This window comes from Planococcus maritimus (assembly GCF_001592825.1).
In the GTDB taxonomy this organism is placed as follows: domain Bacteria; phylum Bacillota; class Bacilli; order Bacillales_A; family Planococcaceae; genus Planococcus; species Planococcus maritimus_C.
This window is the reverse complement of record NZ_LTZG01000001.1, coordinates 920297-937644: the sequence shown is the minus strand read 5'-3', so window position 1 is coordinate 937644 and position 17348 is coordinate 920297. Positions and strand designations below refer to the sequence as shown.

The 17348-nt window shown below is 45.9% G+C and carries 7 protein-coding genes; all 7 read left to right on the top strand.

Annotation, left to right across the window (positions count from 1 at the left end; genetic code table 11):
- The first annotated feature begins 83 nt into the window (after positions 1-83).
- The 7 genes from AY633_RS04625 (at position 84) to AY633_RS04600 (ending at position 17273) form a co-directional block, all read left to right on the top strand.
- A complete protein-coding gene (locus AY633_RS04625; protein WP_068486937.1) occupies positions 84-2459 on the top strand; it encodes a SpoIID/LytB domain-containing protein in 2376 nt (791 codons plus the stop codon).
- 682 nt (positions 2460-3141) lie between these two features.
- Entirely contained in the window at positions 3142-3273 is a 132-nt protein-coding gene (locus tag AY633_RS16795) for a hypothetical protein (protein ID WP_260804510.1), read from the top strand.
- A 247-nt stretch (positions 3274-3520) separates the two neighbouring features.
- Positions 3521-5398, top strand: coding sequence for an LTA synthase family protein (locus tag AY633_RS04620; protein WP_068486935.1), 1878 nt, complete (start codon positions 3521-3523; stop codon positions 5396-5398).
- A 269-nt stretch (positions 5399-5667) separates the two neighbouring features.
- Complete coding sequence (locus tag AY633_RS04615) at positions 5668-7929, top strand: cell wall-binding repeat-containing protein (RefSeq protein WP_068486933.1); 2262 nt, start codon at positions 5668-5670, stop codon at positions 7927-7929.
- A gap of 16 nt (positions 7930-7945) precedes the next feature.
- The gene (locus AY633_RS04610) at positions 7946-8650 is read left to right on the top strand and encodes a hypothetical protein (RefSeq protein ID WP_068486931.1); all 705 of its coding nucleotides are present in this window, start codon (positions 7946-7948) and stop codon (positions 8648-8650) included.
- 1129 nt (positions 8651-9779) lie between these two features.
- Positions 9780-14450 carry a cell wall-binding repeat-containing protein gene (locus AY633_RS16860; RefSeq protein ID WP_068486924.1) on the top strand — a complete coding sequence of 1557 codons (4671 nt, stop codon included), beginning with the start codon at positions 9780-9782 and terminating at the stop codon, positions 14448-14450.
- Between the two features lie 348 nt (positions 14451-14798).
- The gene (locus tag AY633_RS04600; protein ID WP_068486922.1) at positions 14799-17273 is read left to right on the top strand and encodes a cell wall-binding repeat-containing protein; all 2475 of its coding nucleotides are present in this window, start codon (positions 14799-14801) and stop codon (positions 17271-17273) included.
- Positions 17274-17348 lie beyond the last annotated feature (75 nt).

Below are 17348 nucleotides of genomic sequence, written 5' to 3'. Positions count from 1 at the left end.
GTACCTTTTAATAAAAATCTAGAATATACTGTTAAAAAAGAGCGATTTTGCATTTAAAAACATCGTAAATAGGGGGAACCGCATTGAGAATTTTATTAAAAGGTTTGGCCATGCTATTGTTCATTGGCGTTCTTGCTGGAGGAGCGGTAAATGCTTCTGCTGCAGAAGATTTTACCGTGAAAGTTCGTTTAACTAATAGCTTGGGCACTAACAGCAGCTTTGATTTTGTTCCACAAGGCAGTTCACAATTAACAGAAGACAAAACCATCAAGTTGGAAAAAGGTGTCCGTTACCAGGTGCAAGTATCCTCGGGGAAACTGGTACTGAAAAAAGGCAGCCAAACCTTAAAGAGCGGCTTGAACACTGTGACGATTGAGCCGTCCGTCTATTCGAAGGCAAATAATGTCCATCTCTACAAGCCTGGATCTCAGACCATCTATCCTTACCTTGGGACAATCCTCTTCCGCATGTCTGGCACAACAAAAATCCAGCCGGTGAACTCTTTGGAATTTGAAGATTACTTAAAAGGGGTCGTGCCATCTGAAAGCCCAGCAAGTTGGGGGGCAAGCGGCGGAATGGAATCGCTGAAAGCTCAAGCGATTGCCGCCCGTTCCTACGTATTCTCAAAAATGAGCCAAAGCACGCTAGAAATCGATGATACGACAACTTTCCAAGTGTACAAAGGCTTTATGTGGGATCCTTTATCCCCTCATTACAAATCAGCATATGAATATACGAATCGTGCAGTCGATGAAACTGAAGGCCAGATTCTTACCTACAAAAAATCGGGCGGCCAGACAGGCTTTGTCACAGCCTATTTCTCATCAAGTAACGGCGGGCAAACTGAACTGCCTGAACAATACTGGTCGGGCAAACTGCCTTATCTATCTGCTACGCAAAAAGACGAGTTCGACAAGACAAGCGTTTTATGGAAACTCAATTGGCTCAAACAGCAGCTTCCGGCAACTACCGATTTGATGGCTCCGGCTACATGGTGGGATACGACAGCTGAATTGAACTTAAATAGCGCACTAGTCGGAAGTGAAAGCAAAACCGCATTCACCAATTTCAAAAAAGATTTGCTATCAAAAGCAAAAGCACAAGATTCGACAGTCGAATCGATCAAAATCGCTTCCATCAACAATATCCAAACCGAAAACTTCTCGAACACTGGGAAAGTTCAGTCCATCACGCTTGAAATGGATTATTACATTCGCCACAGCGAAAACAATGCCCTGAATTTCGATATGGCCGCGGGTGCTGCCTCTAAAACGCTAGCTGGAGAAAACCGCTACGACACAGCTGTCGAAATTGCCAAAGAGACGGTTGGTACTGAAAAAGCACCTGCCATCGTTCTTGGCCGCGGCGATGTTCCGGCCGATGCGCTAGCAGGAACCGTGCTTGCACATAAACAAAGCGCGCCCGTCTTATTGACCCGAAACGACAGTTTGCCAGCATCGGTTGAAAACTTCCTGGAGCAACAAACCGTCAAAGGTGCGACAGTTTATTTGCTTGGCGGAACTTCAGCCATCTCTGAAAATGTAGAACGAACATTAACGCAAAAAGGATTCCAAACCAAACGTCTGGCGGGTAAAAACCGTTCAGAAACTTCGTTATTGATCGCGGAGGAAATCGGACAGATGCAAACCGTGCTGTTCGCAACAGGCAATAACAACTCTTCCGATGCCCTATCTGCCTCTGCCTATGCAGCCGCGCATCAATTGCCGATCATCATCCATATGGGAGACAAGAGTCCAGAATCGACACTGTCCTTCTTGGAAAATCAGTCTACGGAAAAAGCCATCTTGATTGGGGGCACGACAGTTGTGCCAGAAGCAGTCGAATCGGCATTATTCGAACGTGGCATCATCAGCAACCGCATCAGTGGCAAAGACCGCGTGGCAACCAGTTTGGAAATCAACCGACTGTTGCCAATGAACGGCAAAAACCTGGTTGTCGGCAATGCCCATTCATTCGTCGATGCACTTGCGGGCTCTGTCCTGGCGGCGAAAACAAACTCGCCAATCCTCATGTTGCACCCGGACCCGGATCGTTTGCCGGCTGAACACATGGAACAAATCAGCAAACTGACAAAAGACCAAGCTTATTACCTGGGTGGCGAATCCGTTATTCCATCTGCTTTGAAAACAGCAAGTAACGAATACATCGGTTCGTCATTGAAAAAGCACCAAGCAATCATCACCTACAAAGCAGGCAACTCGCCAAACATAACTGCCTTCCGGACATTGATGGGAGCAGCTAACTTGAAAAGTGTCGACTTTGACATAGTAGACTCAGCAGACCGTTTCGTCATGGACGGCAGTGGCTTTGGCCACGGCATCGGCATGAGCCAGTGGGGCTCCTACTACCGCTCTAAAGCCGGCCACAGTGCCGAACAAATCTTGAACTTCTATTACCAGAACGTATCGATCGAACACACTTCCCAATTTGTGAAATAAATCGTATCGATGATCTGACAAAAGCCGTCCTCAACAGGGCGGCTTTTTTATGTGATGAAATATTGGGAAAGAAGAGAGGGGGAAGGTCATTATTTTTCAGTCCGCCTGAAGTTCCTTTGCTGTGGACAGAAGCTAATGAATCTTGATCATCCAAACAAGCTCAGGCCCCAAGCCACTTTTTCCGATGCCGCACCCAAGAAGCGATTCCCCCACAAGCCGGCAACTACCTAAAAAAGCAGATCGCCCTAAACGCTCTCCGACCAATGAAATCACCAAGCCGCCGAGCGTATAGGGGTGAGCCGACGCCATAAGACAGGCGTTCTTCCTGGCTTGTGGCAAGAGGCCAACCCAAAGCCCGGCGGCGACTAGCACCATGATGCTCAACCAGAACACTAAAACATTTCCGCAAGCAAACCCTCACTATCTTATTTCAACCACATCCCAAGAAGCGATTCCCCCACAAGCCGGCAACTACCTAAAAAAGCAGATCGCCCTAAATACTCTCCGACTAATGAAATCACCAAGCCGCCGAGCGTATAGGGGTGAGCCGACGCCATAAGACAGGCGTTCTTCCTGGCTTGTGGCAAGAGGCCAACCCAAAGCCCGGCGGCGATTAGCACCATGACTCAACCAGAACACTAAAACATTTCCGCAAGCAAACCCTCGCTATCTTATTTCAATCATGACCTGGGAAGCGATTCCCCCACAAGCCGGCAATAAGCTAAAGAAGCAGAACGATTTAAACGAACTCGCCTCAACGAAATCTCACAGCCGCCGAGCGCAAGTGGCCAACCCAAAGCCGGGCGGCGATTAAAAAGCTGAAGCATCGCTAGAAAGTCAAAACGATTCCATACACCTTCGATCCGGAAAACAAGCCCTATTATTAATTTTCCGTAAAATTCCAGACTCTCTTAAAATCGAGAACTCCCTTGCCGCACAAGGAATAACCAGCTTGCAGTTCACCCATTACCATCGCATCTCGCCTTAACACAATATTGGCGCTATTGTAACAATTGTAATAAAAGTGCTATGATAGATTCATTAACTACAAGGGGTTTATTATGAAAAAAACAAAAAAGTTGAACTCTCCGCTGCTGGTTTTGGTGATTTTGTCTCTCATTCTTCTCATCAAGTTGGGGGTATTCCGTACTCTTGTTTACGGCGAAGTTTCCTGGCTGCGCTTAGTGGCCGTCGATTTTCCGGTGTTCATGCTCTTGCCGGTGCTCTTGTTTGTCGTGCTGCGACGAGTCAGTCCGCTCGTTGCGCTAATCTACAACTTATTCGTCTCCGGGCTACTCGTATCGATTGTCTGGTATGAACGCTATTTTCAGACCGTGCCGAGCTATTTTGACTTGCAGCAAGGCGATCAAGCCGGATCTGTCATGGAAACGGTTAGCTTGCTCTATATGCCGCTCGATTTCCTATTCTTTGCAGACATCGTGCTCTATATTGCATTATTTGTGCTGTACTGGAATCGGCCGTTGACAATGAAAAATCGCAAGAAAATCAGTGTGGTTGCCTTGGTGCTCGTCGTATTCAGTGCGGCGACAACGGTGATGGCCTTGCAAAAACCGATTTTGGATATGACTTTATTCTCTAAAGAACAGGGCTTTGTTCAAACACAATTGGTCCAGGCTACACAGCAAAACAGTGCCTCGGCCCAAATGAATTTATTATCGGACGAAGAACTGGCTAAGCTGAAAGGCAACGAATTCGTGCCATATCGCGAACACGACCGCTTCGGTATTGCCCAAGACCGCCACCTATTTGTCATTCAAATCGAATCGCTGCAAAATTTCGCCATCAACCAATCGATCGATGGGCAGGAATTGACGCCAAACTTGAATGAGCTATTAGGGGATAGCTTGTATTTTGATCATATGTTCCAACAGATAGGGGCAGGCAATACATCCGATGCCGAATGGTTATTGCACACCTCGCTCATGACCAGGGGCTTGGATCCGACGGTCAATTATTTGAATGGCGATCCATTGCCGTCGCTAGTTAACCTGCTCAATGCCCGCGATTATTACACGACCACGTACCATGCGGATAAGCTCGAATATTGGAACCGCGAACAATTGTATCCTTCACTCGGGTTTGATTATGCTTATTCGAGCAAAGAAATTCCGAACGAAGACTTGATTGGTTTATGGCCATCCGATCGAACGATGTTCCAATACGCGGAAGGCGAAGTGCGTGAGCAGATTCGATCAGGCCAAAAAGTCTACGCAAACTTGATGACCGTCACGAGCCACACGCCGTTTGAAGTGCGTGAACAAGACAAGTATTTGGAGTTGCCTGAGGAATATGTGGATACCTACACAGGAAATTATCTTCAGTCCATCCGTTATGCTGACGAGGCGGTAGGGGAGTTTATCGACTTTTTGAAAGCAGAGGGCATTTATGAAGAGTCCCTGATCGTCGTCAATGGCGACCATTCAGGGCTTCACGGACGGCCGATGACGGATAAGGACTATGAGTTGATGGCTGAGTTGCTGGGCCATCAATATTCTTTGAAAGACCGGTTCTTGCTGCCGTTCATCATTGCGGCTCCTGGACTAGTCGAATCCGAAGTGAACTCCAACTTTGGCGGGCAAATCGATATGATGCCGACCATCATGAATTTAATGGGCATCGAACCGCAAGCCCCGATGATTGGCCACAATATGCTGCAATATGAGAACAACTTGCTCGCAGTGCGGTATTATTTGCCTGGAGGTTCATACATTACGGGTGATCACATGTACTTGGGAGAAAACGCCAGGTACCCCGAACGCTACTACGACTTCGAAACGATGGAGCGAATCGAGCCGGAAACAGAAATCATCGAACAAAAACAAGAAAACGCTTTGAAAATCTTAAATCATTCTGATGCCTTGCTAAGCAATTTCCTAGATGAAGGCGAAGAAGAAGCAGAGTCCGGAGAAGAGAGTTAACTCTTCTCTGGATTTTTTTGTCAATTCAAATTTCCGGATTATAATGCGAATTAAATGCATAATCAATATAAAGATATTGATTAATAATACCTAAATTTTAAATCGGTCTGCTCACTTTTAAGTAATTTTAATAGGACTATTATCTTTGTGTCCTTAAAATTCAGTTTTAAACGCTGTATAAAGAATCATTTTAAGAAAATATTGTAAAATTCTCTTGTTTCTCCTAATTTTCCCCGGTAGTATTAGGTCAGAAAGAGGGGAATGTAGCATTGAAAAAGAAACTTTTGTTTGTGCTGTTGTTGCTGCTAGCCATTGGAATGGGTGCTGGAACTGCTTCTGCAGCCGGTAAACCAACTGTTATTTTAGATCCGGGTCACGGAGGAACTTATGGCGGGACGGCTGGATACTCAGGAAACCGTACCGGTTATTACGAGAAACACGCCAACCTGGAAGTTTCGTTGAAATTGAAATCCGAGTTGGAAAAAAGAGGCTTCACAGTCTTAATGACTAGAACCAATGACGCCCAATTCTCCCGTATTTCATCTGGCCAAGATTTAGTTGAGCGGATGAAAGTCGCGAACGGAATGATTGCAAGCGGAAATAACGACAATACCGTATTCATTTCCGTGCACCATAATGCGACAAGTTCACCTACATACGGTGGGTACGAAACGTATTATTTCAACAATAATTACGCGAGCTCGTCTTATCCGCCATCTACTTTGCAACGCCACTACTCTCCCGAAAGCAGCCGCTTAGCTATCAAAACACATAATGCCGTCATCAATTCGGGTGTTAAGGAAGGCCGGGGTGTCATTGCGAACAGCCTTTATGTGACGCGTACCGCGAATATGCCTTCAGTCTTACTAGAAGTTGGATATATGTCCAACCCAACAGAGGAAGCCATGATCAAGCAATCCTGGTTCCAACAAAAGATCGCCTCAAATGTGGCAAAAGGCGTCGATGATTTCTTTGATGTGTATGTCGTCAACGATAAAAACGGCAGAGCACTTAAACATTACACCTCGAAAACAGATGCTCAAAATTATTCCAAAACAATCTCAGGTAGTTACGTAACTTACAAAAAAACCGGTGAAGTGGACGGAGCAGCAAAACCTGATCCGGAGCCAGTCGATCGCCCATTAGTTTATGGCATTTATCATCCATCCGTAAAAATGAAAGACAATCTATTCGGCACTGAACAAGAAGCCATCGCTGAAGCGAAAAAATGGAAGAACACACGGGTTGTGCATACGACGACCGGAATCGTCCATTGGTCGAATTACCTCGATGAAAAATTCGTTGTGCTCGATGGCAGCGATAAACCGGTAACACGGTTCTATCAGGAGGAAGCGGCTATCGCTTACGCAGGGAAATTGCCTGAAGCGTCCGTTATCGATGACTCCACACTAGAGGACGACATCGTCTGGTCGAATTTCAAACGCAAAAACTTTATCGTGCGTTCAAAAGACAAAGGCGAGATGGTCCATCTGTATAACCGTGAAGAAGCCCGTGATTACGCGCGCAACTGGCCGAACTCGGAACTTTTTGATGTATGGGCACAAAAAGTCATCTTTACCAATACAGACAAAACGAAGTATTCTTACACACCGCAAAATATCGAAGGCGCTGACCGCTTGAAAACGGCGGTAGCTGTTTCGAAATTGCTGTACCCGAACGGTTTTGAATCTTCAAAATCACAAAAAACAGTCGTTCTCGCAACGTCTGGCCAATATGCTGACGCCTTATCGGCAGGGCCGCTTGCGGCACATTATGGCAATGCGCCAATCCTGTTGAGCAGATCAGAAGCTTTATCAACAGACGTAGAACAAGAATTGAAGCGCTTGAAAGCGAAACATGTCATTTTAGTAGGCGGAACTTCTGCACTATCGGCTTCGGTCGAAAGCAAGCTGAAGAGCTTGGGCATGAGCACAGAGCGCCTTGCCGGTGAAACTCGCTATGAAACCAATGAAAAAATCAATGCGAAATTGCCATCTTCAGACGGCGTCTTCGTTACAGCTGGAGACAATTATCCAGATGCCTTGACTGCAGCGAGCGTAGCCGTTGTGAAAAACTGGCCAATCGTTCTAGTGCGTGATGGACTAGACGTACCGAGCAGCTTGAGAACAGCATTCGGTGACGAGGTTGTCATCATTGGTGGAACATCTGCCGTACCATCTTCTTTGGAGATTGCTGTCAAACGTGAAATCGGAGCTGATAGTGTGACTCGCCTTTCTGGCAAAACTCGCTACGAGACGGGTACGGAAGCTATTGATTATTTCGCAGATGACTTTGTCTCAAACCGCCTAATTGTTTCGACTGGCACAAACTATCCGGATGCATTGGTATCTTCGGCAGTTTCCGCTCGTTACAACGCACCGCTCTTCCTGGTGCCAGACGGTTCAATGCCATCAGCCTTAACAACATCACTCACTCAACACAGCACAGAGAAATTGATCAACCGCACTTACTATATCGGTGGAGCAATCAACTCATCTATCAAAACAACAGTCAACGCAATGCAAAAATAATAAGGTGGTTAGATACATGAAAAAATTCAGTGGTCTTTTGCTCTCAGCCGTACTCCTTGGCGGCTGCGGCACCGCTGTGACTGACTCTGCCGAAGACAATCAAGTCAACGGCACAGGCGGCACAGAAACAACCGAAACCGAAGCCGCGGAAACAGAAACAACTGAAGCAGAAATCGAAGCATCAGAAAATGCGCCAATCGAAGTAACCGATCCAACTGGCATTCAGCTCTATATGCCAGAACTTGGCCTTGTCAAGAACTTCCAAGTGGACGAATTTGAATTAACGCGTGAAGTGCTTGAAGTATCAGGAAACCAAGTGCTCGAAGAAATCACATTTGGCGAAGCGGCATCTATCGAAGTGACTGAGTGGACAGAGTCATCCATGAACATGTTAATCGAAACATCTGAACTCGAAGGCGAGCGCGACATTTCGATTGAAGGCCTAGTGCCGATGAGTGCGCCTGTCGTCATGATCGACGAAGCCAACAGCACAGAAGGCGAATGGATCGTAACATCGCATGATGAAACCCTGGAAACACAAGCAGGTACATTCGAAGACGTATTGGTCGTTGAACAAGTGCTGTCTTCCGAATCATCCGACCAAGTTACAACAATGACGCGTTATTTCGCGCCAGGTCTTGGATTCATCCAAGAAAAAACAGTCGTCGCAAACGGTGACGACAAACAGGAATCTGTTGTTAAATTAGTAAGCTACAAATAAAAATGAAAAACCATCCGCTACTTCACTTGGCGGATGGTTCTTTTTTTGACGCGAATGAAATAACAGCAATTAGTAAAACGATTCACGCTGTAGCTTATAACTTCCAGCTCTCTTTTAACAAGAAGCGATTCCCCCACAAGCCGGCAACTGAATAAAGAAGCAGATCACTTATACAAACCAAAATCAATGAAATCCCACTAGCTTCCTACATGCTCAACTCGGGAAGCGATTTCCCCACAAGCTGGCAACAAACTAAAGAAGCAGATTCGACTAAACACTCAACTCCCAATGAAATCCCTCAGCTGCCCAGCGCAGAGGGGTGAAGCGAAGGAGTAAGACAAGCGTTCTTCTTGGCTTACTACGAAAGCTCAACCCCAAGCCCGGCGGCGACTATACCGCTGAAGCAAAAAGAAAAGAAATGAACAAGCCAACACGGAACATCTCACTATCTGCAGACCCTACCCAACCCAAGAAGCGATTCCCCCATAAGTCGGCAACTGAATAAAGAAGCAGATCCACTTATACAAACCAAAATCAATGAAATCATCCAGCCGCCCAGCGCAGAGGGGTGAAGCGAAGTAGTAAGACAAGCGTTCTTCTTGGCTTACTACGAAAGCTCAACCCCAAGCCCGGCGGCGACTATCCAGCTGAAACAAAAAGAGAAACAACGAACAAGCCGAAAAGCAAACCCTCACTACTTGTTTCGAAAACCCAATAAATGATAACAACAGCTCACTAATTTCATTAAAAAAATCCCAAAATCTGAATCTGTTAGAAAAAAGGTCGTTTATACCTAGTGGGTTTCGAAGTATAAAAAAATAAAGATCAAAATACTCTTTTTATAATTCTAAATACCTAATATGATTCGGAAACCGAAAATTTGTTTCTGCGAAAAGGTTCCTTCAGCACATGCAATTCGCAGGAATATATTGTCCGATTACTCATCTTTTATACTTATGTGATTTCTATTAAATTCCATTAATTCAATTCACAAGAATATTCAAATAACATATTGACATAATTATAAGACTATTGTTACTATTTTATTTGTGAGGAAATACATACAGAAGTTGGAAACATACATATCTTTCGAATTTCCTCGAAAAAACACATTAGGGGAGGCTACATCGTGCAAAACGGTTCAAAGACTTGGAAAAAGTTTGTATCTGTTGCCATGATCGCAGGTTTAGTTGCAAGTAACGGGATGATGACTGCAAGCGCTACATCTGGCGATAAAGAGTCAGCCAATGAAAAGGATTTGCAGGCAATCAACGTTCTTTCCAACGACAAAGCGGAGTTGATCAAGCAGCTTAAGAAAAAAGAAAATACTGAGATGGTTCAAAAAGATGCACTGGATCCGAACAAAGAAGTTCGTGTCATTGTTGAAGTTGAAGGCCAATCAGCAGTTGAAGTGGCATCTGCTCAAGGTGTCCAATACAAAACACTTGCTAAGGCAGAAAAAGAAAAAATTGAAGCTCAACTAGTGAAAGCGCATGCAAATGTGAAGAAAACCATTTCTTCTAAAGGTGTAGAGTTGAACTCTCAATACGAATATACAACGGCCTTTAATGGATTCAGCGGCATGGTGAAATTCAGCGACGTTGAAAAAATCAAAGAATTGCCAAACGTTAAGAATGTTTACATTGCTAACGAATACGAAAGACCAGAAGCGACGCCGGAAATGACAACAAGCCACGACTTTATCCAGTCTCGTCAAGTATGGGCTGACAGCAAATTCCAAGGTGAAGGAATGGTCGTAGCGGTCATCGATACAGGAGTTGACCCAGATCACAAAGACTTCAACATTACGGATGATTCGAAAGTTGACTTGACGAAATCAGACGTTGAAGGGCTTGTATCGAAAGACGGACTAAAAGGCGCTTACCAAAACGTCAAAGTTCCTTATGCATACAACTACTACGATAAAAACAACGAAATTCAAGATGACGGCCCAGGCGCTTCCATGCACGGCATGCACGTTGCAGGTACGGTCGGCGCTAACGGCGACGAAAGCAAAGGCGGCTTGAAGGGCGTAGCACCTGAATCACAAATCTTGGGCATGAAAGTGTTCTCGAATGACGTCAACTTCCCATCGACATTCTCTGATGTCTACTTGGCAGCAATCGACGATGCAGTGAAACTTGGCGCAGACGTTTTGAACATGAGCCTAGGCTCTACTTCTTCGTTCTACGATGCAGATAGCGCAGAAGACAAAGCGATCACAAACGCTGTAAACAACGGGATCGTATCAGCTGTCTCAGCTGGTAACTCTGGCCACATCGGTTATGGCTACGACAACCCGCATTACGACAACCCGGACTACGGTCTAGTCGGATCTCCTGGATTGAACAAAGATACAATCCAAGTAGCAGCTACAGGAAATCTCGTCAATCACTACACACACGAAGTGGAATTCGCTGATTTCTCAGTAGAAGGATTTGGCGTAGATGACTGGTTGGATTTCAAAACAGCTGGCAGCGATTTTGAAGTTGTTTCCTTGAAAGAACTATCTGGCAAGCCAGACGCGTTAGGCGCGGCGGCAGACTATGAAGGCATTGACGTAGAAGGCAAAGTCGTAGTCGTCGAACGTGGCGCTTATGCTTTTGCTGATAAAACGAAATGGGCAGCGGCAGCTGGAGCGATTGGTATTATCGTGTATAACACAGATAATCCAGTATTCTACAAAGACCAAGGCGGCTGGGATATCCCATTCATGAAGATCACTAAACAAGATGGTGCAGCACTTGAAGCGGCGCTTGCTGAAGATGGCGAACTAGATGCTGACGTAGAACAAACGAACGTAGAAGAAGGACCTGAAGTAGGCCGTGCGACAGACTTCACTTCATGGGGCGTAACACCGGACCTTGAGTTCAAACCGGAATTGTCTGCACCAGGCGGAAACATCTTGTCAACGCTTGAAAACGACAAATACGGCGTCATGAGCGGAACGTCGATGGCAGCTCCACACGTTGCAGGCGGCGCGGCACTCGTTCAGCAATATTTGAAAAACCATGACGAGTACAAAAACCTATCTGTTGAAGAACGTACTCGCCTAGCGAAAGTATTGATGCTGAACACAGCAGATATCACGCATGGCAAATCAGGCGATACCATTTCTCCTCGTCGTCAAGGCGCAGGTATGATGCAGTTGAACGGCGCTGTTACAACGCCAGTCATCTTGACTGAGAAATCAACAAACGAAGCGAAAGTGAACGTTAAAGACTTCACGGAAGATTCCTTTACTTTCACATTGACAGCTGAAAACATGTCTGACGAAGCGGCGACGTACTCAGTCGACACATCCGTTCTTGTGGATATGTTCCAAGAAGATGGCGACGTAACATCTAACTTGTTGAAATCAGGCGCACTTCAAGGAGCAAAAGTAACAGCTCCTAAAACAGTGACTGTACCGGCAAATGGTACGACTGATGTGACCGTTACAATCGATATCAGTGCAGGACAAGTGCCTGGACTTGATAAAGATGGCAAAGAAATCACGAAAGCTCTTGAAGAAGATGTCTTCGTTGAAGGCTTTGTGAAATTGATGGCTGAAGAAGGTTCAGCCAACCCTGACCTGGTCTTGCCATACATCAGCTTCTACGGTGAATGGGATCGTCCGGACATCCTTGATTCCTTCGGCGTTGAAGAAAAAGATGAACCGAAATTCTATGAAGACTATCTAGAGTCGGGTGGTATTGAAGAAGCATACGACGGTTTTGGTTTCATGGACTTGGTTGAAGTGGATGGAAAACTGGTTTATCCGGTATCTCCAAACAACGATGGCTTGAACGATTCCATCAATGGTATTCCAACATTGCTGCGTAATGCCGATGAACTTCAGACAAATGTCTGGAATGCAGCAGGCAAAAAACTTCGCACTGTAAACACTGAAAAAGACGTCCGCAAAAACTACTTTGACGGCGGCCGAGGTTCTTACTTCAGCTATAACGGTTCGCGTGCTTGGGACGGTAAAGTCAAAGGCAAAGTAACAGCAGACGGATTGTATGATTACGAATTGAAAGCGAAAGTCGACTATGAAGATGCACAATGGCAGAGCAAGACTTTGCCGGTTTACATCGATACAGTCGCACCAGAAGCTGTTGTGAACGTAAATGAAAAAGATAACACGTTGGAAGTAACTCTTTCTGATGTTGGTGTTGGCGCTGCATTCTTCTCTATCAATGTAGATGACAAGCGCTTGCCTGGTGAAAAAGGGTACTTTGATGCTGATGAAACAGTTATCGACCTTGATGAGTTTGACTTGAATGCTGAAGATGCTGACAAGATTGAAATCATCGTTTATGACCATGCTTATAACGCAGGTTATGCAATGTCGAATGCAGATGACTCAGTGAAACCAGTCATCTATGTAAATGAAGATGGCCCAGAACCGCTTAAGCTATATAACACAAACAAGGTACCGGTCAAAGGGTACGTTGTTGAAGAAAACTTGAAGACTTTGAAAGTGAACGGCAAAGAAATCGCAGTTACGGAATCGGAGAGAGGGTTTGAATTCGATACAACGATCGAACTTGAAACTGGACGCCAAGAAGTGAAATTCGAAGCGACTGATTACAATGGCAACACGTCGTCAATCATCCGCCCAATTTATGTGGATACGGTGAACCCGACACTTGCCATTGATGCTCCAAGCGTAGTGGATCAAGATCAAGATTCTGTCGAATTCGAAATTACGGTGAAAGACAACTTTAACCTAGTGAAACTATCACTTGATGGAGATGTCCTTTACAACCAAGACGTGTTCGATGAAATCAAGATTGCTGACCCAATCAGCAACACGGTAACAGCGAAAGTCGATTTGGTAGATGGCATGAATTCGTTCATGGTGGTCGCTGAAGATGGCGCTGGCAACAAAGTTGAAAAAGAAGTGAAGATTGACCGTTCTGAATCTGAACTTCGCGCAGAGCGCATTTCAGGCGCAGACCGCTACATCACTGCAGTTGAGTTGAGCCAAGAGGGCTGGGAATCTTCCGATACAGTCGTTCTAGCACGTGGCGATAACTATGCAGATGCACTAGCTGGCGTACCGCTTGCGAAGATGCATGATGCACCGCTTCTATTGTCTCGCACGGCGAAATTGCCAGCTGACACATATGAAGAAATCAAACGCCTCGGCGCGAAAAAAGTCCACGTTCTTGGTGGAACTGGCGCAATCTCTGACGCTGTCGTTAAGCAATTGAAATCTGACGGCATCACAGTAGAACGCATCAGCGGCGCAGACCGTTTTGAAACAGCTGCGAAAATTGCTGAGAAATTTGGTAAATCCGAATCAGCAATCGTCGTTAGCGGAACAAACTTCCCGGATGCTCTAAGCGTAGCTAGCTATGCTGGATCTGAAGGAACACCAATCTTGCTTTCCCGTACAGATTCAGTGCCGAACGCAACAAAAGCGGCATTGGTGAAACTAGGCGTGGAAAACAGCTTGATCATCGGTGGAACTGGCGCGATCAGCGAGCAGGCAGCTTCTGAGCTTCCGAACTCGTTCCGTATCAGTGGCGCGGATCGTTACAAAACTTCACTTGAAGTGGCGAAATACTTCGGCAGCCCAACAGATACAGTTTATGTCGCAACAGGCAAGTCTTATGCGGATGCTCTAGCAGGCGGCGCGCTGGCAGCGAAAGACGACACTGGCGTCTACTTGGTAGGTAAATCCGTACCTAAAGAACTTGGCGAACACTTGCAGAAGAATGGCGTTGAGTACGTGAAAGTGATCGGTGGATCACAAGCCGTATCCGATGACATCTTGAAGCAATTGGACGAGTACTTGAACAACAAATAAGATAAGTGAAGACGGGGTGCCTTCGGGCGCTCCGTTTTAATATTTTCGCTCATGAGAAGTAAATCCCATATATATATATATGTAGAAGAAACACCTCCAACTGAGGTAGATATATAACAGACGATCGTCAGTCCGAAGCAGTTTGAAATCCTTATTATGGAATTTTGGCAAGAGATTTCTGACAAAAAAGAAAAAATGTAAGCGTTATCGAAATATTTATCAAAATTTTACTTACCTTCGAAATCTTTTGTAGTATTATGGGTAATAGGGACAAACGTCTTGATACATAGTCTGAAAGATACAGCCCTGAGAGACGTTCGTCAAAAAAATTGATAGGATGGTGTACAAATGCCGAAAAAGATTTTCACTTCTGTAATGGCGACGACACTGGCTTTAACAGTCGTTGGGATTTACGATTCGCAACAAGCGGACGCAGCTGAAGGCGATTTCGAGTTAACGATCATGCACACGAATGACACGCACGCAAACCTTGACAATGCGCCGAAACGCGCAACTTTGGTTAAGCAATTGCGAGCGGAGAATGCGAACAACCTATTGCTTGATGCAGGCGATGTCTTCTCAGGAACACTGTATTTCAACTCGTTCCAGGGGCAAGCAGATTTAGAACTCATGAACTACATGGGCTATGACGCCATGGTATTCGGAAACCACGAATTCGACTTGGGATCTAGTGCAGATGGGCACGGAGCACTTGCTGAGTTTGTTGGAAATGCAGACTTCCCAATGCTTGGGGCTAACGTGGACTTCTCGAAAGATGACAAGATGTCACCGCTTGTAGCTGGAGACGCTTTCACCAAAACAGCTGCCAATGGCCAAATCTATAGCGGTGTCGTACAAGAAGTGAATGGCGAGGAAGTCGGGATCTTCGGTTTGACCACTGCTGAAACAGCAGACATCTCAAGCCCAGTAGATGTAGAATTTACGGATTATCTTGAGGCTGCAGAAGAAGCAGTGACTTGGTTCGAGGACCAAGGCGTCAATAAAATCGTTGCTTTGACACATATCGGCTACGACGATAATGCAGCGATCGACAACGACCGTACACTTGCGACGGAAGTCGATGGCATTGATGTTATCGTCGGTGGACATACACATACGAAGATCTTGCCACCTCAGCAAGTAAAGGATACCATCATTGTTCAAGCAAACGAATATGGCAAATTCCTTGGACAGCTTGATGTAACATTCGATGAAGAAGGGAATGTTACTGAGTTCAACGGAGAATTACATGACACTGGCAATGATTCAGAAGTAGCAGAAGATACTGGAGCAGTTGAAGCCCTAGCGCCATATAAAGAAGAAATTGATGAACTGAAAAAAGAAGAAATTGGCGTTGAAGCGAACGTCTTCCTAAATGGTACGCGTGGAGAGTTCGGTATTCGCTTGAGTGAAACAAATCTTGGAAACTTCATCACTGATGGCATGCTCGCAAAAGCAAAAACAATCAATCCTGAAACGACAATTGCGCTTCAAAATGGCGGCGGCATCCGTGCTTCCATCGACGAAGGGCCAATCACTTATGGTGAAGTATTGACAGTCTTGCCATTCGGCAACGCTCTAGCCATCATGGAAGTCACTGGCCAGGAAATCAAAGATGCACTTGAGCACAGCGTCCGTGAGTATCCGAAAGAAAACGGCGGATTCCTGCACGTATCGGGCATGTTCTTCAACTATGACGGCAAAGCGCCAGTAGGAGAACGCGTCTTATCCGTCTTCGTCGATACAGGTGATGAGAACTACGACGAATTGGATTTGGCAGAAACGTATACAGTCGCTACAAACACATTCACTGCTAAAGGCGGCGACGGCTACGAAATGTTCGGCAAAGCTTATGCCGAAGGCCGTGTAACAGAGCCAGGCTTCACAGACTGGGAAATGTTCGAAGAGCACGCACAATCCTTTGCTGACGAAGGGGTAGAACCATACGAAGAGCGCCGCATCAACCAAGTGCGCTTGTCAGGTGAAAACCGCTACGAAACAGCAATCGCTGTTTCGAAACAAGGTTGGGAATCTGCTGACACGGTCGTCATTGCACGTGGCGACCAATATGCAGACGCGTTGACAGCAGCTCCACTCGCTGATCAATACGATGCGCCAATCCTATTGACGCGCTCTGGCGCACTTGCTTCAGGTGTTGCTGAAGAAATCGCACGCCTTGGTGCAACAAACGCGATCGTTCTTGGCGGCACAAAAGCTGTTTCAGCTGATGTATTTGCTGAACTAGAAGAGCTTGACCTTGATGTAGAACGTATTGGCGGCGATACTCGCTACGATACAGCAGTAGCAATCGCAGCTGAGCTTGATACAGATGGCACTGAAGCAGTCGTTGTAAGCGGCTTGAACTTCCCAGATGCCTTGTCTGCTGGTTCATACGCAGCGGTTAACGACAAACCGATTCTATTGACACGCCCAGACCGCATTCCTGCAGCAACAGCAGACGAACTTGAATTCTACGATACAACAACAATCATCGGTGGATCTCAAGCCGTTTCTGAAGAAGTAGCAGATGAAATGCCGGATGCAACACGTGTCAGCGGTGCAGACCGTTACTTGACGTCTGCAGCAGTAGCTGAGCTATTGTTTGAAGACGCTGTCGAAGGTTTGGCAGCTAACGGCCAAAACTTCCCGGATGCTTTGACTGGAAACGCACTCGCTGCAGCTTATGAAGCACCGATGCTTTTAGTCAAAAAAGATTCCGTGAACGCAACAGTTGAAACACGTGCCCACTACTACGGCACTGTCTTCACTTCAGGCGGTACACAAGTGGTTTCACCAAAAGTCATCAAAGCTTTGCACGACTGATCAAACTAAAAAATCCTCGGCTGCTTCAGCAGTCGGGGATTTTTTGCGTCTTTGCAAAGACTGTGGAAAAGCATG